General features: G+C 63.4%; 13 protein-coding genes and 2 riboswitches. Of the genes, 7 read left to right on the forward strand and 6 right to left on the reverse strand.

Going from position 1 to position 21403, the window contains the following annotated elements; translation table 11 throughout:
- Window positions 1–932: 932 nt before the first annotated feature.
- Window positions 933–3830: an NEL-type E3 ubiquitin ligase domain-containing protein gene (locus ACLH0J_RS16885; protein ID WP_411392843.1), complete on the forward strand. Its 2898-nt coding sequence runs from the start codon at window positions 933–935 to the stop codon at window positions 3828–3830.
- Here ACLH0J_RS16885 and metH read toward each other — a convergent pair.
- Entirely contained in the window at window positions 3818–7528 is a 3711-nt protein-coding gene (metH, locus tag ACLH0J_RS16890; protein WP_411388207.1) for a methionine synthase, read from the reverse strand. The genes ACLH0J_RS16885 and metH overlap by 13 nt on opposite strands.
- A 163-nt stretch (window positions 7529–7691) precedes the next feature.
- Here metH and ACLH0J_RS16895 point away from each other — a divergent pair, with 163 nt between their 5' ends.
- Both ACLH0J_RS16895 and nfuA read left to right on the forward strand, forming a co-directional pair.
- Window positions 7692–9986, forward strand: coding sequence for a fatty acid cis/trans isomerase (locus tag ACLH0J_RS16895; RefSeq protein ID WP_411388208.1), 2295 nt, complete (start codon window positions 7692–7694; stop codon window positions 9984–9986).
- A 95-nt stretch (window positions 9987–10081) separates the two neighbouring features.
- On the forward strand, window positions 10082–10666 hold the full coding sequence (gene nfuA, locus ACLH0J_RS16900) for a Fe-S biogenesis protein NfuA (protein WP_003190728.1): 585 nt from the start codon (window positions 10082–10084) through the stop codon (window positions 10664–10666).
- Window positions 10667–10912: 246 nt separating this feature from the next.
- Here nfuA and cobM read toward each other — a convergent pair whose 3' ends face one another.
- The 4 genes from cobM to ACLH0J_RS16920 all read right to left on the reverse strand — a co-directional run bounded on the left by cobM (window position 10913) and on the right by ACLH0J_RS16920 (window position 13021).
- Window positions 10913–11659, reverse strand: a complete 747-nt coding sequence (gene cobM, locus ACLH0J_RS16905) for a precorrin-4 C(11)-methyltransferase (protein ID WP_411388209.1) — start codon at window positions 11657–11659, stop codon at window positions 10913–10915.
- A gap of 68 nt (window positions 11660–11727) precedes the next feature.
- Complete coding sequence (locus tag ACLH0J_RS16910; protein WP_411388210.1) at window positions 11728–12120, reverse strand: cobalamin biosynthesis protein; 393 nt, start codon at window positions 12118–12120, stop codon at window positions 11728–11730.
- Complete coding sequence (locus ACLH0J_RS16915; protein WP_411388211.1) at window positions 12117–12821, reverse strand: CbtA family protein; 705 nt, start codon at window positions 12819–12821, stop codon at window positions 12117–12119. The genes ACLH0J_RS16910 and ACLH0J_RS16915 overlap by 4 nt, the downstream gene beginning before the upstream one ends.
- A gap of 11 nt (window positions 12822–12832) precedes the next feature.
- Window positions 12833–13021: a CbtB domain-containing protein gene (locus ACLH0J_RS16920; protein WP_010564748.1), complete on the reverse strand. Its 189-nt coding sequence runs from the start codon at window positions 13019–13021 to the stop codon at window positions 12833–12835.
- Between the two features lie 96 nt (window positions 13022–13117).
- Window positions 13118–13328, reverse strand: a riboswitch (cobalamin riboswitch).
- A 41-nt stretch (window positions 13329–13369) separates the two neighbouring features.
- Window positions 13370–13570: riboswitch (cobalamin riboswitch) on the forward strand.
- Between the two features lie 92 nt (window positions 13571–13662).
- Here ACLH0J_RS16920 and cobW point away from each other — a divergent pair.
- From cobW to ACLH0J_RS16940, 4 genes are read left to right on the forward strand one after another with little or no spacing between them, the layout of a single operon-like run.
- Window positions 13663–14724, forward strand: a complete 1062-nt coding sequence (gene cobW, locus ACLH0J_RS16925) for a cobalamin biosynthesis protein CobW (RefSeq protein ID WP_411388212.1) — start codon at window positions 13663–13665, stop codon at window positions 14722–14724.
- Window positions 14725–14727: 3 nt separating this feature from the next.
- Entirely contained in the window at window positions 14728–18489 is a 3762-nt protein-coding gene (gene cobN / locus ACLH0J_RS16930; protein ID WP_411388213.1) for a cobaltochelatase subunit CobN, read from the forward strand.
- Entirely contained in the window at window positions 18489–19487 is a 999-nt protein-coding gene (locus tag ACLH0J_RS16935) for an ATP-binding protein (RefSeq protein ID WP_411388214.1), read from the forward strand. Before cobN ends, ACLH0J_RS16935 begins: the two co-directional genes overlap by 1 nt.
- Window positions 19488–19540: 53 nt before the next feature.
- On the forward strand, window positions 19541–20143 hold the full coding sequence (locus ACLH0J_RS16940) for a vWA domain-containing protein (RefSeq protein WP_411392844.1): 603 nt from the start codon (window positions 19541–19543) through the stop codon (window positions 20141–20143).
- A gap of 229 nt (window positions 20144–20372) precedes the next feature.
- Here ACLH0J_RS16940 and ACLH0J_RS16945 read toward each other — a convergent pair whose 3' ends face one another.
- A complete protein-coding gene (locus ACLH0J_RS16945; protein ID WP_411388215.1) occupies window positions 20373–21320 on the reverse strand; it encodes a DUF1853 family protein in 948 nt (315 codons plus the stop codon).
- Between the last annotated feature and the right edge of the window lie 83 nt (window positions 21321–21403).

Below are 21403 nucleotides of genomic sequence, written 5' to 3' on the forward strand. Positions count from 1 at the left end.
TACCGTCGGGACGCCTGGGCTATCTGGCCAGCGGTCGAGGCGAGGGGTTTGCCGATGCGCTATTGGTCAACCGCGCAAGGATGATTTACCCCAACCTCACCGACCCGCAGGCCCGCACGTTTATCAATGATCTTCTGCGCATGGGCCGGTCCGACCAGCAAGTCATGCATTTGCTGAACAATCGCCAGCGCGAGAGTGATGCCCTGGGAACGGTGCTTTTAGACTGGGTACAGTCCGGCCCCGAGCCCCAGCACTATGGATCGTCCAGTCGCCGCTTCATGGCAGAGCGCATCATGGCCGGCTGGCGGGAGGGCTTCAGCCGTGAGGCAGGGCCTGTCGCCGCGCTCGACCTGCGGGGCGCGGGCCGCTTGCCGCACTGGGCCGCGGATTTTTCCCATGTGCGTACGTTAAGCCTGTCCAGCGAACAGTTGCTCGGCGAGGCCGGCAATGACCTGCTTGGGCGTTTCCCCCAGGCCAGGCGCTTGAATGTCGAGGTTCGGGACGAACATTTACCCGCCCTCTGCCGACGTCTTGAGACGTTGTCGACAATCACCGAGCTTTCCCTTGAAACCCCGGATGGGCTCGATGCTTCTGACCTGTCCCGGTCCTTGCAGAACCTGTCGCAGCTTGAAGCATTGTGGTTGGCGGGCTGGAATCAAGCGCTGGACGTCAGCCGGCTGACCCGTCTGCGCACGTTGCAGGTGCGCGGCGCAATGTCGACCTGGCCGGCCGGCGCCCTGGACTTGCCTCGTCTCGAAACCCTCGATTTGCAAGGTACGCGCCTCAATACACTGCCTGAGCAACTGTTCGAGGGGCATGAGCGAGTCTGGCGAGCCCTGCAGTTTGAGTGGTCGTCGCTCGAGCCGCCGATGTTTGCCAAGGTCTACGACCATCTGTCCAGCCATCTACCCCACCAGTTCGCGCCGGTACGCATGCTGGAGAACTACTGTCAGGCCCGATTGCAACCGTTGATCCCCGGGGATGTTCAGTTTGCCGGCGCGGTACTTGTGCAGCTCAAGTCCGAAGGTCTTGCGGGGCATGCGTTACTCGCGCGGGTGGACCAGTTACACCGGGAAGGGGCGTCGTTCGTGCGGCAATTGAATGAATGGCAAGCCAAGGTCGTGCGTGTCGACCGACGCGTCGCTGATGTTCATACTCGCAAGCGTGCAGCCGACAAGCTGCTCGCATGCTGGCGCAGGAGCTTGAGGACGCGCTATGCACCGAGCGCCCCGATAGCCGGGCCTTCCTGGCGTACACCGATAGCGGATGAAATCCTCGATCTGGCGGGCGGCCCGCTGGGGGACTTGCCGGTGCTGCCCAAGGTGAGCTTTGAGCATATCCGTGTCCTTGACTTGACCGGAGCAAGGCTTGCGGCGGATGACCTGAATGCATTTCTGGAACCGTTCCCCAACCTGCGACAGTTGAATCTCAATGACAACCGAATGACTCAATTGCCCGCCGCATTGGACTCAATGAGCCAGCTTGAGCAATTGTTCCTGTCGCGTAATGAACTGACCATCACGGCGTCATTGCAGCGGCGCTTGAACCGCCTGGCCTCGTTGAAGATGCTCGGTTTTTCGTACAACCGGGTCGAGACGCTGAACCTGAGTTCGATGGCGGCCCTGGAAGTCGTGGACCTGAGTCATAGCGCAATCCGTACCTGGCCCGAGGGCGCCTTGGAGTTGGCCCGTTTGCGGCGACTCGATCTAAGCCACAGTGCGATCACAGACGTGCCTGAGGCTGTGTTCAGTGGTCATGAGCCGTTGCTGGCCGGCCTGCAGTTGCGTGGGTGCCGGTTGAACGCCTCGTCGATGGAGGCGTTGCAGCGCTTTGCCGAACGTTCGGGGCTGGCGACACCTGTCGGTATTGCCCGGCAGCGGTTGCTGGCAGGCAGTACCGGTGGCGATCCGGAGTTCTTTCCCGCCGAGGTCGCCGATGAACCGGACCTGCTCTTGCCGCTGCCACTGGAACCGCTGGGCACCGATTCACGCCTGACGTCCGCGACCAGGTTGCAGAGCCTGGATCCACAGTTGAGCGACGCCGAGGCCGTGCGGCGCATCGAAGCGCTGGGTGAGCAGGGGCTGGGTGCGCTTGAGATCGAGGCTCGTCTGACGGCTTGGCAGCAAGAACACCGGGCGCTGGTCAGCCGTTTGAACGCGTGGATTGACATGCGTGCCTATCGGGAGGGCGCGCAGTGGATCAGTGCCGTCGATCGGCGGCGCGCCGCTGATCGAATCCTCAGGAGTTGGTGCGAAACCCTGCAGGCGGCGCCCCAGGCGGGGCAGTCACAGTTGGATCTCAGCGGGTTGAACTGCGCAGACTTGCCTGAGTTGCCTATCGCGTTCGATCACGTCGGTGTGCTCGATGTCAGTGCCATACGCCTGACAGCGCACGGCTCCAACGGTTTTTTCCGCTCGTTCAAGCGGTTGGAGCGCCTGGCGATCCGTGGCAATGAACTGGACACCCTGCCTGAGTCCCTGTTCGAGTGCGAACGGCTCACCCATCTGGAGGCTGGCCAAAACGACTTGCGAGATAACACTTCACTGCAGCTGCAACTGCGCAAACTGGTGCGTCTGGAGTGGCTCGACTTGAGTGACAACACGTTGGGTGAGTTTGATTTGACCGGGCTTGAGCACCTCAAAGGCCTCGACCTGCGGGGCAATGTTCTGGGGGAGTGGCCTGAGGGCGTGTTCCAGTCGCCATCGCTGACGACCTTGAACCTGAGTAACAACCAGATCGAGTCGATCCCCGTCGATGCGTTGTTGCCGGCCCATGCCCGGCTGATGGCTGGCATCGACCTTGCCGATAATCTGTTGCAGGAAGCGGATCTGTGGCGCATGCGTGACTATCTGGAGGGCACAGGGCAGGGGCTGGGTTTCAGCATGGAGGAGATCGACCGCTTGCTGGAGGCTTATGAGGTGTCCAGTGGCAGCACCGACAGCAGCACTGAAGACCAGGCAATCAGCGGTGTGGAGAGTGTGGCCGAACAAAAAAAGCGCTGGTTTGTCGATGTGCCCGATGGCTCTGAAAAGCATCAGGTGTGGGACGCCCTCGTCGCGGAGGACAACAGTCAGGATTTTTTCGGGGTGCTTTCACAATTGCGGCACACCGAGGATTTCAAACGAACGCGCGCCGATCTGGTCCAGCGGGTCTGGAGGATCCTGCACTCCGCTCACGACAATCAGGCGCTGCGCGAAACGTTGTTCAGTCTGTCCAATACATCCCGCGGGCTCGAGACGTGCGGTGACGGACGCATGCTGTTGTTCAACGATCTGGAAATCAAGGTGGGCGAATTCAATGCCCTGAAAAACATCGAGCCGCAGCACAGGGGCCGTGAATTATTGAAGCTCTCCAAGGGGCTGTTTCGCCTGGGTAAAGTTGAAGAGATCGCGCGTGCCGACAGCCAGCGTAGGCCGCGTATCGACTCGGCGGAAATTCGTCTGGCCTATCGCATTGGCCTGACCCAGCGCCTTGGACTGCCCCAACAACCCAAGGCCATGACGTATGCCAATCTGGCGCAGGTGACCGATCAGGCGCTCGACGAGGCGTTCGATGCCGTCATCGCGGCGGAAAAGACCCCGGCGTTTACCGAGGAGCTTATCAACCGCCCTTATTGGATGGATTACCTGAGGGAACGCTATACCGCTGAGTTTTCCGAGCTTTCACAGCGGTTTGCCGAAAAAAGCGAAGCCCTTGACGATCAGTTTCCCGCATTCGACGGGGCCCATGCGGCGGCCATGACCGCCATGGGCCTGGAGCACAGCGCCGAAAGCCGGCAACTGGCTGTTCGGCTCTCCACCACTGAGTTGGCGCAGAATCAGTTGTCGTAACCCAGGTTCGGCGCCAGCCAGCGTTCGGTCACGGCCAGGTCCTGGCCCTTGCGCGCGGTGTAGCTGGCGACCTGGTCCTTGTCGACCTTGCCCACGGCGAAGTATTGCGCCTGCGGGTGGGCGAAGTACCAGCCGCTGACCGCCGCCGCCGGGAACATCGCGTAGTGTTCGGTGAGGAACACGCCGCTGCGGCCGGCGTGCATTTCGCGGGCCTCGGGGTCGAGCAGTTGGAACAACTGGGCCTTCTCGGTGTGATCCGGGCAGGCTGGGTAGCCGGGGGCAGGGCGGATGCCGCTGTACTGCTCCTTGATCAGCGCCTCGTTGTTCAGTTGTTCGTCCTTGGCGTAGCCCCAGTAGTTTTTGCGCACTTGCTGGTGCAGCCACTCGGCGCAGGCTTCGGCCAGGCGGTCGGCCAGGGCCTTGACCATGATCGAGTTGTAGTCGTCGCCCGCGTCCTGGTAGGCCTTGGCCACTTCCTCGGCGCCGATGCCGGCGGTGGTGATAAAGCCCCCCACGTAGTCGGTCACGCCGCTGTCCTTGGGGGCCACGAAGTCGGCCAGGGAGAAGTTTGGCTTGCCGTCGGTCTTGATGATCTGCTGGCGCAGGTGATGCAGGGTCGTCAACGGTTTGCCGTCGTCACCGTAGACCTCCAGGTCGTCGTCCCTGACCTGGTTGGCGGGCCAGAAACCGAACACCGCACGGGCGCTGATGAGTTTTTCGTCGATCAGCTTCTTGAGCATTTCCCGGGCATCGGCGTACAGCGCGGTGGCGGCTTCACCGACCACTTCATCGGTGAGGATGCGCGGGAACTTGCCGGCCAGGTCCCAGGAGACAAAGAACGGCGTCCAGTCGATGTACTCGGCCAGGACGTTGAGGTCGATATTGTCCAGCACCTTGGCGCCGGTGAAGGTCGGTTTGACCGGCGTGTAGGTGCTCCAGTCGAACTGCGGCTTCTTGGCGATGGCCGCCGGGTAGCTCAGGCGTTCGGTGCGGGCGCTGCGGTTGGCGGTGCGTTCGCGCACTTCGATGTATTCCAGGCGGGTCTTCTCGACGAAACCGGCCTTCAGCTCCTTGGACAGCAACTGCGTGGCCACGCCCACGGCGCGCGAGGCGTCGGTCACGTAGATCACCGCGTCGTTGCTGTACTTGGGCTCGATCTTCACCGCCGTGTGGGCCTTGGAGGTGGTCGCGCCGCCGATCATCAGCGGCAAATGGAAGTCCTGGCGCTGCATCTCGCGTGCCACGTGCACCATCTCGTCGAGGGACGGGGTGATCAGGCCGGACAGGCCGATGATGTCGCACTTCTGTTCCTTGGCCACCTGCAGGATTTTCTCCGCTGGCACCATCACGCCCAGGTCGACAATGTCATAGCCGTTGCAGCCAAGTACCACGCCGACAATGTTCTTGCCGATGTCGTGCACATCGCCCTTGACTGTGGCCATCAGGATCTTGCCCTTGGCTTCCGGTTTGTCGCCTTTTTCCAGCTCGATGAACGGGATCAGGTGGGCCACGGCCTGTTTCATCACGCGGGCGGACTTCACCACTTGGGGCAGGAACATTTTGCCGGCGCCGAACAGGTCGCCGACGATGTTCATGCCGGACATCAACGGACCTTCGATCACTTCGATCGGGCGCGCGAACGACTGGCGGGATTCTTCGGTGTCTTCGACGATGTGGGTGGTGATGCCCTTGACCAGCGCATGCTCCAGGCGCTTGTTGACCGGCCAGCCGCGCCATTCCTCGGTCTCGGCTTCCTTGACGCTGCCATCGCCCTTGTACTTGTCGGCGATGGCGAGGAGGGCGTCGGTGCCGTTCGGGGTGCGGTTGAGCACCACGTCTTCCACCGCGTCGCGCAGCTCGGCCGGGATCTGGTCGTAGATCTCCAGCTGACCGGCGTTGACGATGCCCATGGTCAGGCCGTTGCGGATTGCATACAGCAGGAACACCGAGTGGATCGCCTCGCGCACCGGGTTGTTGCCGCGGAACGAGAACGACACGTTGGACACACCGCCGGACGTCAGCGCATACGGCAGCTCGTCGCGGATATAGGCGCAGGCGTTGATGAAATCGACGGCATAGTTGTTGTGCTCTTCGATACCGGTGGCGACGGCGAAGATGTTCGGGTCGAAGATGATGTCTTCCGGCGGGAAACCAACTTCATTGACCAGGATGTCGTAGGAGCGTTTGCAGATCTCTTTCTTGCGCGCTTCGGTGTCGGCCTGGCCGGCTTCGTCGAAGGCCATCACCACCACGGCGGCACCGTAGCGTTTGCACAGCCTGGCGTGATGAATGAACTGCTCGACGCCTTCCTTCATGCTGATGGAGTTGACGATGCCCTTGCCCTGGATGCACTTGAGGCCGGCTTCGATCACTTCCCACTTGGAGGAGTCGATCATGATCGGCACGCGGGAGATGTCCGGCTCGCCGGCAATCAGATTGAGGAAGGTCACCATGGCCTTCTTCGAATCGAGCATGCCTTCGTCCATGTTGATATCGATCACCTGGGCGCCGGCTTCCACCTGCTGCAGGGCGACTTCAAGGGCTTCGGTGTAGTTGTCTTCACGGATCAGGCGGGCGAAACGCGCGGAGCCGGTGATGTTGGTGCGTTCGCCGACGTTGACGAACAACGACTGGCGATCAATGGTGAACGGCTCCAGGCCCGACAGGCGGCAGGCCTTGGGGATGTCCGGGATCTGGCGCGGCGCATAACCGGCCACGGCCTTGGCGATGGCTTCGATATGCCCCGGCGTGGTGCCGCAGCAACCGCCGACAATGTTCAGGAAGCCGCTCTGGGCGAATTCCTCGATGACTTTGGCGGTTTGCGCCGGCAGTTCGTCGTACTCGCCGAATTCGTTGGGCAGGCCGGCGTTGGGGTGCGCGGACACATAAGTGTTGGCCTTGTTCGACAGCTCTTCGAGGTACGGACGCAGCTCGCTGGCGCCCAGGGCGCAGTTCAGGCCCACGGAAATCGGCTTGGCGTGGCTGACGGAGTTCCAGAACGCTTCGGTGGTCTGGCCCGAGAGGGTGCGGCCGGAGGCGTCGGTGATGGTGCCGGAGATCATGATCGGCAGTTCAAAGCCCAGTTCTTCGAACACGCCCTGCACGGCAAAGATCGCGGCCTTGGCGTTGAGGGTGTCGAAGATGGTTTCGATGAGGATCATGTCCGCGCCGCCTTCGATCAGGCCTTTGGTGGCCTCGGTATAGTTCTCCACCAGTTCATCGAAGGTCACGTTGCGGTAGCCGGGGTTGTTCACATCCGGCGACAGCGAGCAGGTGCGGCTGGTCGGGCCGAGCACGCCGGCGACGAAGCGCGGCTTGTCCGGGGTTTCGAGGGTCTTGGCGTCGGCGACCTTGCGGGCGACCCGGGCGCCTTCCACGTTCAACTCGTAGGTGAGTTCCTCCATGCCGTAGTCGGCCTGGGACACGCGGGTGGCGTTGAAGGTGTTGGTTTCGAGGATGTCGGCGCCGGCGTCCAGGTAGGCCTTCTCGATGGAGGCGATGACGTCCGGACGGCTGAGCAGCAACAGGTCGTTGTTGCCCTTGACGTCGCTGGGCCAGTCGGCGAAGCGTTTACCACGATAGTCTTCTTCCTCCAGCTTATAGCTTTGGATCATAGTGCCCATGCCGCCATCGAGGATCAGGATACGTTCCTTGAGGGCTTGGTGAAGGGCTTGCAGACGCGCGCTACGATCGGACATGGGACTACTCTGTTCAGGCATTACGGAGGGCGTGGATCATAGCAAACCTGTATGGATTTGCAGCATGCCAGGCTTTTGCATGAATATCGCTCATGTTGGGGGAGTGGCAGATCGCTAAAATCCGCAGGTTTTTTTATTTTGGCTTCATTTCGGGACCAGGCACATGCCGTATCGCATCATCATCAGCCTTGCTTTTTTGCTGATTGGCACTACCACACAGGCCCAGGATCGCGCTCCGGCCATTTCCTATACCCGTGATATCCAACCGATCTTCACCGAGAAGTGCGTGGCATGCCATGCCTGCTACGACTCGGCCTGCCAGTTGAACCTGGGCAGCGGCGAGGGCGCGGCGCGGGGCGCGACCAAGGCGCTGGTCTACGACGGCGAGCGCAGCCAGGCGAGCAAGCCGACCCGGCTGTTCTATGATGCGTTCGGCAAGGCTGCCTGGCAGCGCGAGGGGTTTACCTCGGTACTCGACGCCCAGGGCAGCCAGGCCGCGCTGATGGCGCGCATGCTCGAGCTGGGCCATCGTCGCACTCCCCTGGAGCCCAACGGTAAGCTGCCCGACGACATCGTGCTGGGCCTGAACCGCGAGAACATGTGCCCGCTGCCGGGGGAGTTCGACACCTATGCCGATGTACACCCCAACGAAGGCATGCCATTGGCCGTGACCGGCTTGAGCGATCAGCAATACCAGACCCTGCAACGCTGGCTGGCTTCCGGTGCGCCGATTGACCAGCAAGGCCTGGCGCCAAGCGCCCAGGAAGCCGCGCAGGTCCTGCAATGGGAAAACCTGCTCAATGCGCCCGGAGCCCGGGAAAGCCTGGTGGCCCGTTGGCTGTTTGAGCATCTGTTCATTGCACACATTTATTTTGAAGGCGGTGAGCCGGGGCATTTCTTCCAGTGGGTACGTTCCCGCACGCCCAGCGGCCAGCCGATCGACCTGATCAATACCCGTCGCGCCAACGATGATCCGGGCACGCGGATTTATTACCGTCTGTGGCCGATACAAGGGGTGATCGTGCACAAGACCCACATTACGTACCCGCTCAGTGCGGCGAAAATGGAGCGGGTCAAGTCGCTGTTCTACAGCGGCGACTGGCAGGCCACCGCCTTGCCGGGTTATGGCCCTGGCCGCCGCGCCAACCCCTTCGAGACGTTCGAGGCGATACCGGCGTGGGCGCGTTACCAGTTCATGCTCGATAACGCCGAGTATTTCGTGCGTACCTTCATTCGCGGGCCGGTGTGTCGCGGGCAGATCGCCACGGACGTGATCCGCGACAATTTCTGGGCGATGTTCCAGGCCCCCGATCACGACCTGTACATCACCGATGCGCGTTACCGCGGCAAGGCCACGCCGCTGTTGGCGATGCCGGGGCAGAATGACGACGTGGGCAGCGTAGTCAGCCTGTGGCTCAAATACCGTGACAAGCGCAACGAGTATGAAACGCTGCGCCGGTACAGCTATGCCAACCTGCCGGCGCCCAGTTGGTCGACGCTGTGGGCTGGCAACGACAATGCGTTGCTGAGCATCTTCCGCCACTTCGACAGCGCCTCGGTGAATAAAGGCTTGATCGGCGAAGTCCCGCAGACGCTGTGGTTGTTCGACTATCCCTTGCTGGAACGCACCTATTACCAACTGGTGGTCAACTTTGACGTGTTCGGCAATGTCTCGCACCAGGCCCAGACCCGCTTGTACTTCGACCTGATCCGCAACGGCGCCGAGCTGAACTTCCTGCGCCTGATGCCGGCCAATTCACGCGAGGATTTTCTTGACGATTGGTATCAGAGCAGCGGCAAGGTCAAGCTGTGGATGGACTATGAGTCCATCGACGACGACAAGCCCACCGGCCTGAAACTGAATGAAAGCGACCCCAAGCGTGATTTCGCCAACCAGTTGCTGGCCCGCTATGGCGATCTCAATGCCAGCCCGGACCCGATCAACCGCTGCGCTGGTGCCTATTGCTCGCGGCCGGGTATCGTCCCGGCGCTGCGCGATGCCGAACAGGCGCTGAGTCGCTTGACGTCGCGTCCGGCAGCGGGGCTCAGGGTCATCGAGCAATTGCCTGAAGCGACCATGCTGCGCATCGAGACGCGCACTGGTCAGCGCGAGTTCTACAGCCTGTTGCGTAACCGCGCGCACAGTAATGTCGCGTTCATGCTAGGCGAGGCTTATCGCTATCAGCCAGGTCTGGACACCGCGACCATCTACCCTGGCGTGCTGAGCAGCTATCCGAATTTCATGTTCAATATCCCCGCCGAGCAAGTCCCCGAGTTTGTCGAGGCCATGGAAAGCGCCAAGGGCGCCCACAGCTTCGAGAAGATCGTCGATCGTTGGGGGATCCGCCGCAGTCATCCGCAGTTCTGGCAGTACTTCCACGATCTTTCGACCTACATCCGCGAAACCACGCCGGTGGAAGAAGGGGTGTTGGATATGAACCGCTATGAAAACCTCTGATCAGGGGGGGTGAGTCTTTTCCGACAAAATTACTGGGACTTTGTATCTGTGTAATATTTTGGCGTAAACTGCCGGCAAGCCTGTGAGGAGTTTCCATGACTGCCATAACCATTACCGACGCCGCCCACGATTACCTGGCTGACCTGCTGTCCAAGCAGAACACCCCAGGTATCGGCATCCGCGTCTTTATCACCCAGCCTGGCACTCAGTATGCCGAGACGTGCATTGCCTACTGCAAGCCCGGCGAAGAAAAGCCTGAAGATACCGCCCTGGGGCTGAAAAGCTTCACCGCGTATATCGATGCATTCAGCGAAGCCTTCCTTGACGATGCCGTGGTGGATTACGCCACCGACCGCATGGGCGGCCAACTGACCATCAAGGCGCCGAACGCCAAGGTGCCGAACGTCAATGCCGACAGCCCGGTCAACGAGCGCATCAACTACTACCTGCAGACCGAGATCAACCCGGGGCTGGCCAGCCACGGCGGTCAGGTCAGCTTGATCGACGTGGTCGACGACGGCATTGCCGTACTGAAGTTCGGCGGCGGTTGCCAGGGCTGTGGCCAGGCGGACGTCACCTTGCGCGAAGGCATCGAGCGCACCCTGCTGGAGCGTATTCCGGAGCTCAAGGGCGTACGCGACGTGACTGACCACACGCAGAAAGAAAATGCCTACTACTGAGTAAGGCGTTCACTGCGAACAAAAAAACGGCGCCCCGTGAGCGCCGTTTTTTTTGCTTTAATTTCATGCGGTTACACCGCTAATCTAATGCAAAAAATCAACTGTAGGCGCGAGCTTGCTCGCGATAGCGGACCAACAGGCGACCGATCTGGCGCCTGACACACCGCCATCGCGGGCAAGCCCGCTCCTACAGTTTTATTTTGTAATTTAAATCAAGTGGTTGTGTTGTTTTTATGATGTGAAAGATCAAGGTCGATAAAGGTGTACATGCCCCGCCCGATACAGCGACGACTCATTGAAACTGTCGCTCGCCAGCACCCGGCCCACCACAATCAACGCCGTGCGCCTGAAGCCCTTGGCCGCAACCTTTGCGGCAATATCACTCAACGTGCCCACGGCCCAATCCTGATCCGGCCAGGTCGCGCGGTGCACCACGGCAATCGGGCAATCCGCGCCATAGTGCGGCAGCAGTTCGGCGACGATTTTGTCCAGATGGTTGACCCCCAGATGGATCGCCATGGTCGTGCCGTGCCGCGCCAGGCTGTCGAAGTCCTCGCCGGCGGGCATGCTGGTTTTATCGGCGTAACGGGTCAGGATGACGCTTTGGGCGATGTCCGGCAGGGTCAGTTCGGTTTCCAGCAGCGCTGCGCAGGCCGCTACCGCCGTCACGCCGGGAATGATCTGAAAGGGGATGCCCAATTCGCGCAAGTGACGAATCTGCTCGCCGATCGCCCCATACAGGCTCGGATCGCCGGAATGCACGCGGGCCACGTCCTGGCCATTGGCGTGGGCGGTCTGGATCAGCGCAATGATCTGTTCCAGGTGCAGTTCGGCGCTGTTGACCACCTGCTGCGCCTGATGGCCTTCCAGGACCGCCATCGGCACCAGCGAGCCGGCATAGATAATCACCGGGCAACTGCGGATCAGGCGCTGGCCTTTGACGGTGATCAGTTCGGGGTCGCCGGGGCCGGCGCCGATGAAGTAGACGGTCATGGAAATTCCTGTGCAAACCGGGCGAGCATGAAGATTGCTCATGATCGTGAGCGGCAATTATCGGGATTTTACCCGGCGCAGGCCAATGCAACGGTGGCCCGGGCGTTTTTGCGGCGGGTGATCAGCAGGTGGGCGGGAGCGTGGGCGAGGTGTTCGGCCAGGGCCAGGGCGGCGCTTTCGGCGATGCCATGGCAGCCGGTGTGCGCGAAAGCGACGGCGGATTTATGGCACAACCGACCCTCGTAAGCGGCCAACTGCTCGGCGTTGAAACACTGCAAAGGCACCTGCAGCAACCGCGACAGGGCCACCAGCCCCGGCTCAGCCTGCTTGAGGTCGATACTCGCCAGCGCCGTGATGCGCCGGCGCTCGACTCCACCTTCGGCCAGGGCGGCGTCGAGCAGCGCCAGCAGGGCGTGAACATCACAGCCCCGTTGGCAACCCAGCCCGACCACCAGGGTCATGCCGAGTATTGATCGTCGCGGTTGCGGCGGAACAACCAGGCGCTGATCAGGCCCAGGGCCAGCCAGAACGCCACGTTGGTCAACTGCGAAGCGATCTTGAACTGTGCTTCCAGGGCCTCCGGGGCCAGCATCGAATGCACTTGCGGCTGCGGCGCGCCGATCAGGTGGGGGACGGCCAGGATCGCCACGCCCAGCACTTTGAGCAGCCAGTTGCGTCCGAACACGATCAGCGCGATGCCGACAGCGGTAGATGCGGCGGTGCCGATCCACCAGGTCTGGCGCAGCGTCAGGTCGGCGGCGGCGGTGCCCGGCAACTCCGGTGGCAGGCCCAGGGTTGGCGCCAGCACAAAGGTCGCGTAACCGGCCAGGCCCCACAGCAGGCCTTGTGCGGTGCGGGTCGGTGCACGCAGGGTGTAGAGACCGGCCAGCATCAGGGCAAAACCGACGGCGACCACCAGATTGCCACCCGTGGTGGACAGCACGCGCTGCCAGCCGTCTTCCGGCTCCCAGGCTTCAGCGTCATGGCCATGTGCGGCGGCGCCGGCGGCATGCTCGTGGGGCATTTGTGTCGCGGCCGGGGCTTTTTCAAAGGATTCCGCCTGCAAAATCAGCGGGGCGACCCAGAAGCTTTGCAGCAGGGTCAGCAGCAGGGCGGCCAGCAGGCCGGTGAAGCCTGCGGTTTGCGCAATACGCTTGATCATGTCGGCAGGTCTCAGTGGCACGGGAACGCGGCGCTGTGGCGGGTATCGTGGGCCGCGTTGTGCACGGCTTCGATATGGGAGAAACCGGCGAAGTACACCAGGCACGCGCCGAGGATTGACGCACCGATGGCGGCGGTCAGGCGTTGGCTGAGAGTGGTGGTGCGGTGGGTGGTGTGCGAAGTGCTGCTGATGATCGACATGGCGCGTCCCTTTCAGGTGTCAGGGTGAAACGAGCGCATGCAAACCCCGCGAGCCGGGCACGCAGGGTTCAAACAGCGCCCGCCCACCGCGGGTTTGTTATCTGGAATTTTTCGGGCCGGTCTCCGGGCTTGCGAGGGGGCTCATCCATCGAGTCCTGAAAAGCATCGCCTTCCCATGCAAAAGCACAGTGGCTGTGACGCTTCGCTCGCTTACCGTTGCGGGGGCAGCACCGGACTGGTCATAACGCTATGACGCACCGGTTTCCCGTTTCACCCTGTGAAGGGCACCCGAAACAAGGCGTGTAGGAAAGCATGCAGAGCGACGGTAGTCAAATTGACCGAGCCCCTGTAGCCTTGCACCTTCGAGGTTCTTCGGCCCAGGCCGAAGCTAAGAAGGGAACGCGGTTCAAGCCGCGGCTGCCCCCGCAACTGTGAAGGGTTCATCTGACTGCCACGCCACTGCCGATACGGCGGGAAGGCGCAGCCAGCGCCGGTCGCAAGACCTGCAAGCCCCAAGCCAGGAGACCTGCCTCGCACTCGATTTTCCATTTCAACCGGGCGGGGTGATCCGGTGACGAAATCCGCTGCTGCGCCGTGCCGCAGGGCCTATCGTCCCGTATGCCCGCCCCCAAGGGCATCCGATGAAAACACTGGCCAAACTCCCCGTCACCATCGTTACCGGCTTTCTCGGCTCGGGCAAAACCACCTTGCTGCGCCATATGCTCGACAACGCCCAGGGCCGTCGCATTGCGGTGATCGTCAACGAGTTCGGCGAGCTGGGTATCGACGGTGAAATCCTCAAGCAGTGCTCCATCGGTTGCACCGAGGAAGAAGCCAACGGCCGTGTGTATGAGCTGGCCAACGGTTGCCTGTGCTGCACCGTGCAGGAAGAGTTCTTCCCGGTGATGCGTGAATTGGTGGCCCGTCGCGGCGACCTCGACCATATCCTCATCGAAACCTCGGGCCTGGCCCTGCCCAAACCCTTGGTCCAGGCCTTCCAGTGGCCGGAAATCCGCAGCGCCTGCACGGTGGACGCCGTGATCACCGTGGTCGACAGCCCGGCCGTGGCCGCCGGCACCTTTGCCGCATTCCCGGACCAGGTCGATGCCCAGCGCAAGCTCGACCCGAACCTGGACCACGAATCGCCGCTGCACGAGCTGTTCGCCGACCAACTGGCCAGCGCCGACCTGGTGATCCTCAACAAGTGTGACCTGATCAACCCCGAAGACCTGGCCCGCGTGCGCCTGGAAGTCGCCGAAGAGCTGCCGCCGGCGGTCAAGATCATCGAAGCCAGCAGCGGTCGGGTGCCGCTGGACGTGTTGATCGGCCTGGGCGCCGGTTCCGAAGCGCACATCGACGCTCGCCACAGTCATCACGATCATCACCACGAAGGTGAAGACGACCACGACCACGACGCCTTTGATTCCATCTCCATCAATCTGCCGCAGTCCGACGAAGCGCTGCTGCTCGACGCCCTGACCCAACTGGTGGTGCAGCACGGCATCCTGCGCGTCAAAGGCTTCGCCGCGATCCCGAACAAACCGATGCGCCTGCTGATCCAGGGCGTGGGCACCCGCTTCGATAAACACTTCGACCGCGCCTGGAGCGCCGACGAAGCGCGCACCACGCGCCTGGTGCTGATCGGCCAGGAGCTGGATGCGGCGGGCCTCGAAGCGCAATTGCGCGCCGCCCTCAGCGTCTGACCCATGCACCTGCTCAGGACCCAGCCCGGTGGTTTCGTTTCGGACGACAACATCGCCGACCTTGGACAAACCCCCGCAGAGTTGGTGATCCTGTGCAGCGGCGATTCCAGCCTGGCGCTGCTGGCCGAAGCCGCCCAGCAACTGCCGCAGGATTACCCCAGCTTTCGCCTGGCCAACCCGATGCAGGTGCAGAACCACGCCTCGGTCGACCTGTACGTCGATGCAGTGCTGCGCCACGCCAGGGTCATCCTGATTTCGCTGCACGGCGGCATCGGCTATTGGCGCTACGGCATCGAGCGCCTGGTGGCGTTGGCCGAGCGCGGCGTGCAACTGATCCTGGTGCCGGGGGACGATCGCCCCGATCCGGAACTCAGTGGCCTGAGCACCGTGGCTGCACCGGAGCGTGACCGCCTGTGGCAGTTCCTGCGCCAGGGCGGCCTGGGCAATGCGCTGGATTTCTATCGCTGCCTGGCCAGCGGTTACCTGGGCCGCGACTATGCCTGGAGCGAGCCGCAGACCCTGCCGCGCACCGCGATTTATCACCCGCATAAAGCCGACGCGCGTCTCAATGACTGGCAGATGGACTGGAACGCCGATTGGCCCGTGGCGGCCGTGCTGTTCTACCGCTCCCATTTGCAGGCGGCCAATACCGGTTTTATCGACGTGTTCTGCCAGCGTTTGCAGGCGGCGGGCCTCAACCCGTTGCCGATGGCGGTGGCCAGTCTGAAAGAGCCCGGCTGCCTGACGACGGTCGAGGACCTGCTGGACGAGGTTGGGGCGGCGGTGATTCTGAACACCACCGGGTTTGCCCAGTCCAGCCCCGAAGCGCCGCATCTGCGCCCGTTTCGCCGCAATATCCCGGTAATCCAGGCGATCTGTGCCCAGGACAACCAGCCCGGCTGGGAAGCCAGCGAACAGGGCCTCGGCCCCCGCGATCTGGCGATGCACATCGCCTTGCCGGAGCTGGACGGGCGCATCATCAGTCGGCCCATCAGCTTCAAGGACCTGGCCTGGCGCAGCGAGCGCAGCCAGTCGGACGTGGTGTGCTACCGCGCCGCGCCGGAGCGCATGGACTTTGTCGCCGAGCTGGCGCGCCGTTGGGTCGAACTGGCGCGGGTGCCCAATGCACACAAGCGCATCGCCCTGATCCTCGCCAACTACCCGACCCGCGACGGCCGCATCGGCAACGGCGTGGGCCTGGATACACCCGCCGCGGCGCTGAATATCCTGCGGGCGTTGCAGGCTGAAGGGTATCCGCTGCCCGAGCAACTGCCCGCCAGCGGCACGGCGCTGATCCACGAACTGCTTGGCGGCGTCACCAACGATCTCGACAGCCTCGACCTGCGCCCCTGTCACCAAAGCCTCGGCCTGGACGAGTACGAGGCGATGTTCATGCGCCTGCCCGAAGCCAATCGCCAGGCCGTGCTGGCACGCTGGGGCGCGCCCCATCACGACCCGATGTGCCGCGACGGCCGCCTGATGATCGCCGGCTTGCGCCTGGGCCTGACCTTTGTCGGCATCCAACCGGCGCGGGGTTACCAGGTGGACGCCAGCGCGGTGTACCACGACCCGGACCTGGTGCCGCCCCATGGCTACCTGGCGTTCTACTTCTGGCTGCGTCACACCTACGGCGCCCACGCCCTGATCCACGTGGGCAAGCACGGCAATCTGGAGTGGCTGCCGGGCAAGGGTGTGGGGCTGTCGCAGCACTGCTGGCCGGATGCGCTGCTGGGGCCGCTGCCGAATATCTATCCGTTCATCGTCAACGACCCGGGCGAGGGCGCCCAGGCCAAGCGCCGCACCCAGGCGGTGATCATTGATCACTTGATGCCGCCGCTGACCCGCGCCGAAACCTATGGGCCGTTGCGCGACCTGGAGTTGCTGGCGGACGAGTATTACGAAGCGCAGTTGCTCGATCCGCGTCGCGCCCTGGCGTTGCAGAAAGACATCCTCAAGCTGGTGCGCGAAACCCGTATCGACCAGGAGCTTGAACTGGACAGCGATGCCGACGCCGCGGTGTGGTTGCCGCGCCTGGACACCTACCTGTGTGACTTGAAGGAGTCGCAGATCCGCGACGGCCTGCATATCTTTGGCGAGTCGCCTCAGGGCCGTTTGCGCATCGACACCTTGCTGGCGTTGTTGCGAATTCCCCGTGGCGATGGGCGTGGTCCGCAATCGAGTCTGCTGCGCGTGCTGGCCAAGGCCTTCGAGCTGGGCTTTGATCCGCTCGATTGCGCCCTGGCCGAGCCCTGGAGCGGACGGCGCCCGCCGGTGCTGCAAGACATCGACCCGCAGCTGTGGCGCACCGCCGGGGATACCCGCGAGCGCCTGGAGTTGTATGCCGCGCGGTTGATCGAGCAGGCACTGGAAGGCCCGCTCGAACAGCTCGAAGAGCCTGGCTGGCAAGACGTGAAGGAGGTGATCGAGAGCCTGCGCATTGTCGTCGCGCCGCGCCTGGATGCCTGCGGCCCGGCGGAGATGCACGGCTTGCTCGATGCCTTGAACGGTCGCTTCGTACCGGCGGGGCCGAGCGGCGCGCCGAGTCGCGGGCGCCTGGATGTGCTGCCGACCGGGCGCAATTTCTTCACGGTCGATGTACGTAACCTGCCGACCACCACGGCCTGGCGCATCGGCTTCCAGTCCGCCAACCTGATCCTTGAGCGGCATTTGCAGGACCACGGCGACCACTTGCGTCAGCTCGGCCTGTCGGTGTGGGGCACCGCCACCATGCGCACCGGCGGCGACGATATCGCCCAGGCCATGGCGCTGATGGGCGTGCGTCCGGTGTGGGCCACGGGCAGCCAGCGGGTGGACGACTTTGAGATCCTGCCGATCAGTCTGCTGGACCGTCCGCGCGTCGACGTCACGCTGCGGGTCTCGGGGTTCTTCCGCGATGCCTTCGCCAACCTGATCCGCCTGTTCGATGCAGCGGTGCAGGCCGTGGCAGCCCTGGATGAACCCGACGATATGAACCCGCTGGCCGCCAAGGTCCGCAGCGAGCATGAAGCGCTGCTTGCGTCTGGCCTGGATGCCGAGGCGGCGGCGAAACAGGCCGGCTGGCGCATTTTCGGGGCCAAGCCCGGGGCCTATGGCGCGGGCGTGCAGGGTGCGATCGACGGGCGCTTGTGGCAAAGCCGTGAGGACTTGGCCGAGGTCTACCTGAATTGGGGTGGCTATGCCTATGGCGCTGCCGATGAAGGCACCGCCGCCCGTGAGCAATTCGCCCAGCGCCTGAGCCAGGTGCAGGCGGTGTTGCAGAACCAGGACAACCGCGAGCACGACCTGCTCGACTCGAATGACTACTACCAGTTCCAGGGCGGCATGCTCGCCGCCGTGGAAACCCTGAGCGGCACCAAGGCCGCCAGCTACCATGGCGACCACAGTCAGCCGGACCTGCCGAAGATCCGTACCTTGAAGGAAGAGCTGAACCGGGTGATCCGTTCCCGCGCCGCCAACCCCAAGTGGATCGACGGGGTGAAACGCCACGGCTATAAAGGCGCGTTCGAGATGGCGGCGACCGTGGACAACCTGTTCGCCTTCGACGCCACCACTGCGTTGATCGACGATCACCAATACGCCTTGCTCGCCGACGCCTACCTGCTGGACCCCGACACCCGCGCCTTTGTACAGCAGCACAATCCCGCTGCGCTGCGCGACATGACCGAACGCCTGCTTGAAGCCCAGCAGCGTGGTCTGTGGCAAGCGCCGGGCGCGTATCGCGAAGCGTTGGAAAACCTGTTGCTGGATATAGAAGAAGACAGCTGATGACTGATATTCCCCATTTCCCGCTGTCCGCCGTGGTCGGCGCCGACGACCTGAAACTGGCGCTGTGCCTGACCGCCATCGACCCGCGGATCGGCGGCGTGCTGATCGAAGGCCCGCGCGGCATGGCCAAGTCCACCCTGGCGCGTGGCCTCGCGGACCTGTTGGCCAGCGGGCAGTTTGTCACCTTGCCGCTGGGCGCCACCGAAGAGCGCCTGGTGGGCACCCTGGACCTGGACGCGGCGCTGGGCGAAGGCCGTGCGCAGTTTTCCCCGGGCGTGTTGGCCAAGGCTGACGGCGGCGTGCTGTACGTCGATGAAGTCAACTTGCTGGCCGATCACCTGGTCGACCTGTTGCTGGACGTGGCTGCCAGCGGCACCAATCTGATCGAGCGCGACGGCATTTCCCACCGGCATTCGGCGCGCTTTGTGCTGATCGGCACGATGAACCCGGAGGAGGGCGAGTTGCGCCCGCAGTTGCTGGACCGCTTCGGCTTCAATGTGGCGTTGAGCGGGCAGACCTTGCCGGCCGAGCGCGGGCAGATCATCCGTCGCCGCCTGGATTTCGACAGCGATCCGGCGGCGTTCTGCGCGCAGTGGGCCGAACCGCAGGCGGCCTTGCGCGAGCGTTGCACCCAGGCGCGGGCACGGCTGGCCGGCATTGCGCTGGATGACCAGGCGTTGGCGCAGATCAGCGAACGCTGTTTTGCCGCCGGGGTCGATGGCTTGCGCGCCGACCTGGTCTGGCTGCGCGGCGCCCGGGCCCATGCGGCGTGGCGGGGCGCGTCAGCGATTGCCGAGGAGGATATCGAGGCGGTGGCGGAATTCGCCTTGCGTCATCGTCGCCAGGAACACACCCCGCCCGCCGATGCATCCAGCCAGGGCCAGGCGCCCAAGCCGTCGGACACCTCGCCGGGCCAGGGGCAATGGGGCGACATGCCTGCACCAGCCTTGCCCACGGGCACCCGCCGAGACGTGCCCTCCTGGCCAAAAAAGCCCTAGGCATCCGCCCTCGACCTGACACGGCGGCGGATGCACGGCCCACGGCGGGGCGACTGGACCACGGCAGGCACGGTAAGGCACGTAGTGCGCAGCACGGCACGATCAATTGGCCGGGCACTTTGCTCGGTGGTCGGCCGCAATCCCGTGAAGACCTGCGTTACCACCTGCGCAGCCACGCGGCCCATGAACTGTGGCTGGTGATCGTCGACGCGTCGGCTTCCACCCGGCGGCACCAGGCGTTGAGCGATGCCAAAGGTGTATTGGCGCAGTTGTTCGATGACGCTTATCGGCAACGTGCGCGCATGGCGCTACTGACCGCCAGCGGGCAATCGCCCAAGTGGCAGGTGCAAGGATTGAAAGCGGCGAAAAGCCTGGCGGGCTGGCTGGCGTCGTTAGGGGCGGGCGGTGGCACGCCATTGCTGGCGGCGCTGACCGAGGCCGGGCAGTGGCTGACGGCGCGGCGCACGCGTTATCCGGCCGAGCAGCAGCGCTTGCTGGTGATTACGGATGGGCGGTTGAAGGCGATCGCCGGATTGCCGTCGCTGGTCTGTCCTGGGATGCTGGTGGACATCGAGCGCGGACCGATCAGGCTGGGTCGGGCTCAAGAGCTGGCGACAGGATTGCAGCTGGATTATCGACACATCGACACCCTTTAGGTGCTTGTCCGGGATGGTGGTGTGTCAGCTAGCCCATTCGCTACTGACACACCGTTATCGGGAGCAAGCCCCCCCACAAGGAATGTGGGGGGAAGCCGTACGCGGGTTCGCTTGAATGTGAACTGCCCCAAACACCACAGATCCCCTGTGGGAGGGGGCTTGCTCCCGATAGCGGTGTATCAGCCAGCACATCCAGCACTGACCACCACCATCCCGAACAAACCCACACCTACACGGTTCCGGGGACGTTGGGCCAGAGGTCGGCGACGAGGAACAGCCGTTCGGCCTCTTCCCAGTCTTCGCCGTTTTGCACCAGCCGCACCAGCAACTGTGCCGGTGCCATCGGCGCCAGTTCCGCCAGCCATCCGTGCATGTGTTCTTCGCTCCACACCTCGCTCGTCAGGTAATGCGCCGGCGCCAGCCATGCATGGCGGGGCAGGGGTTGCCAGCGGCCAGGGGCGCTGGCGCTGACGAAGTCCCGCCAATCACGCTGATGCAGCCAGCGCCCACGCAAATGCTGCGGATGGACGCCATGGGGTGGTTCAGCCTGGCCCGGCCAGGGGTAGAGCAGGTACCCGCCGAGCCATAAATGCGCATCGAACTGCTGAATATCCAGGGCGGCCAGTGCTTCGCGGCTTTCCGGTCGCGCCGAGATCGGCAGTTGGTGCTGGGCCAGGTGCGCCAGCTTGCGGTCCAGTCGGTCATGGCAGCCTGGGCCCAGCCACTGCGCGGGGTCCTGGCCATTGCCGTCCTGAGGGCCCAGGTAGAGTTTGATCGCCAACTCCAGGTGGTGCACGCCATCGCGGTCACGCAGCAGCATGTCCAGCTCGCCCAGGGTATGCCCGGCGCGGCGGATCGGCAGGTTGGCAGCGAGCAATTCCACGCCCGGCGCCTGTTGCACGGCGAACTGCCACAGGCGTTCGTAATACAGGCCCAGGCGGCGGGTGCGTGACTGGCTCAGCCAAAGCTGCAGGGCGCTGCTGTCGTGATCGAGTGCGCGCAACCACTGTTCGAGAAGATGGGGCGCCTGCACCCAATCGCTGCCGGCCAGCGGATGACGCTGTGGCCAGGGCGTTTGTGCCAGCATCGGCGGGGCGAGCATCACCCACGCCAGATCGCGCACCTCTGGGTGACGCAATTGGCGGGGCAGGGTGAACAGGTCAGGGAACAGAGTCATGGTCCGAGCATAGCCTTTTACGTCGTGTGCGGGGGGCTGAGAACCGTTGTCATCCAGGGCTTGGGGCGACAAAGGATTTTGCC

The organism is Pseudomonas sp. MPB23, assembly GCF_046605395.1.
In the GTDB taxonomy this organism is placed as follows: domain Bacteria; phylum Pseudomonadota; class Gammaproteobacteria; order Pseudomonadales; family Pseudomonadaceae; genus Aquipseudomonas.

Coding starts and splice junctions, on each gene's coding strand:
- ACLH0J_RS16885 (WP_411392843.1), top strand. CDS start 933: ATGCTGGAGAACTACTGTCAGGCCCGATTGCAACCGTTGATCCCCGGG.
- metH (WP_411388207.1), bottom strand. CDS start 7,528: ATGTCCGATCGTAGCGCGCGTCTGCAAGCCCTTCACCAAGCCCTCAAG.
- ACLH0J_RS16895 (WP_411388208.1), top strand. CDS start 7,692: ATGCCGTATCGCATCATCATCAGCCTTGCTTTTTTGCTGATTGGCACT.
- nfuA (WP_003190728.1), top strand. CDS start 10,082: ATGACTGCCATAACCATTACCGACGCCGCCCACGATTACCTGGCTGAC.
- cobM (WP_411388209.1), bottom strand. CDS start 11,659: ATGACCGTCTACTTCATCGGCGCCGGCCCCGGCGACCCCGAACTGATC.
- ACLH0J_RS16910 (WP_411388210.1), bottom strand. CDS start 12,120: ATGACCCTGGTGGTCGGGCTGGGTTGCCAACGGGGCTGTGATGTTCAC.
- ACLH0J_RS16915 (WP_411388211.1), bottom strand. CDS start 12,821: ATGATCAAGCGTATTGCGCAAACCGCAGGCTTCACCGGCCTGCTGGCC.
- ACLH0J_RS16920 (WP_010564748.1), bottom strand. CDS start 13,021: ATGTCGATCATCAGCAGCACTTCGCACACCACCCACCGCACCACCACT.
- cobW (WP_411388212.1), top strand. CDS start 13,663: ATGAAAACACTGGCCAAACTCCCCGTCACCATCGTTACCGGCTTTCTC.
- cobN (WP_411388213.1), top strand. CDS start 14,728: ATGCACCTGCTCAGGACCCAGCCCGGTGGTTTCGTTTCGGACGACAAC.
- ACLH0J_RS16935 (WP_411388214.1), top strand. CDS start 18,489: ATGACTGATATTCCCCATTTCCCGCTGTCCGCCGTGGTCGGCGCCGAC.
- ACLH0J_RS16945 (WP_411388215.1), bottom strand. CDS start 21,320: ATGACTCTGTTCCCTGACCTGTTCACCCTGCCCCGCCAATTGCGTCAC.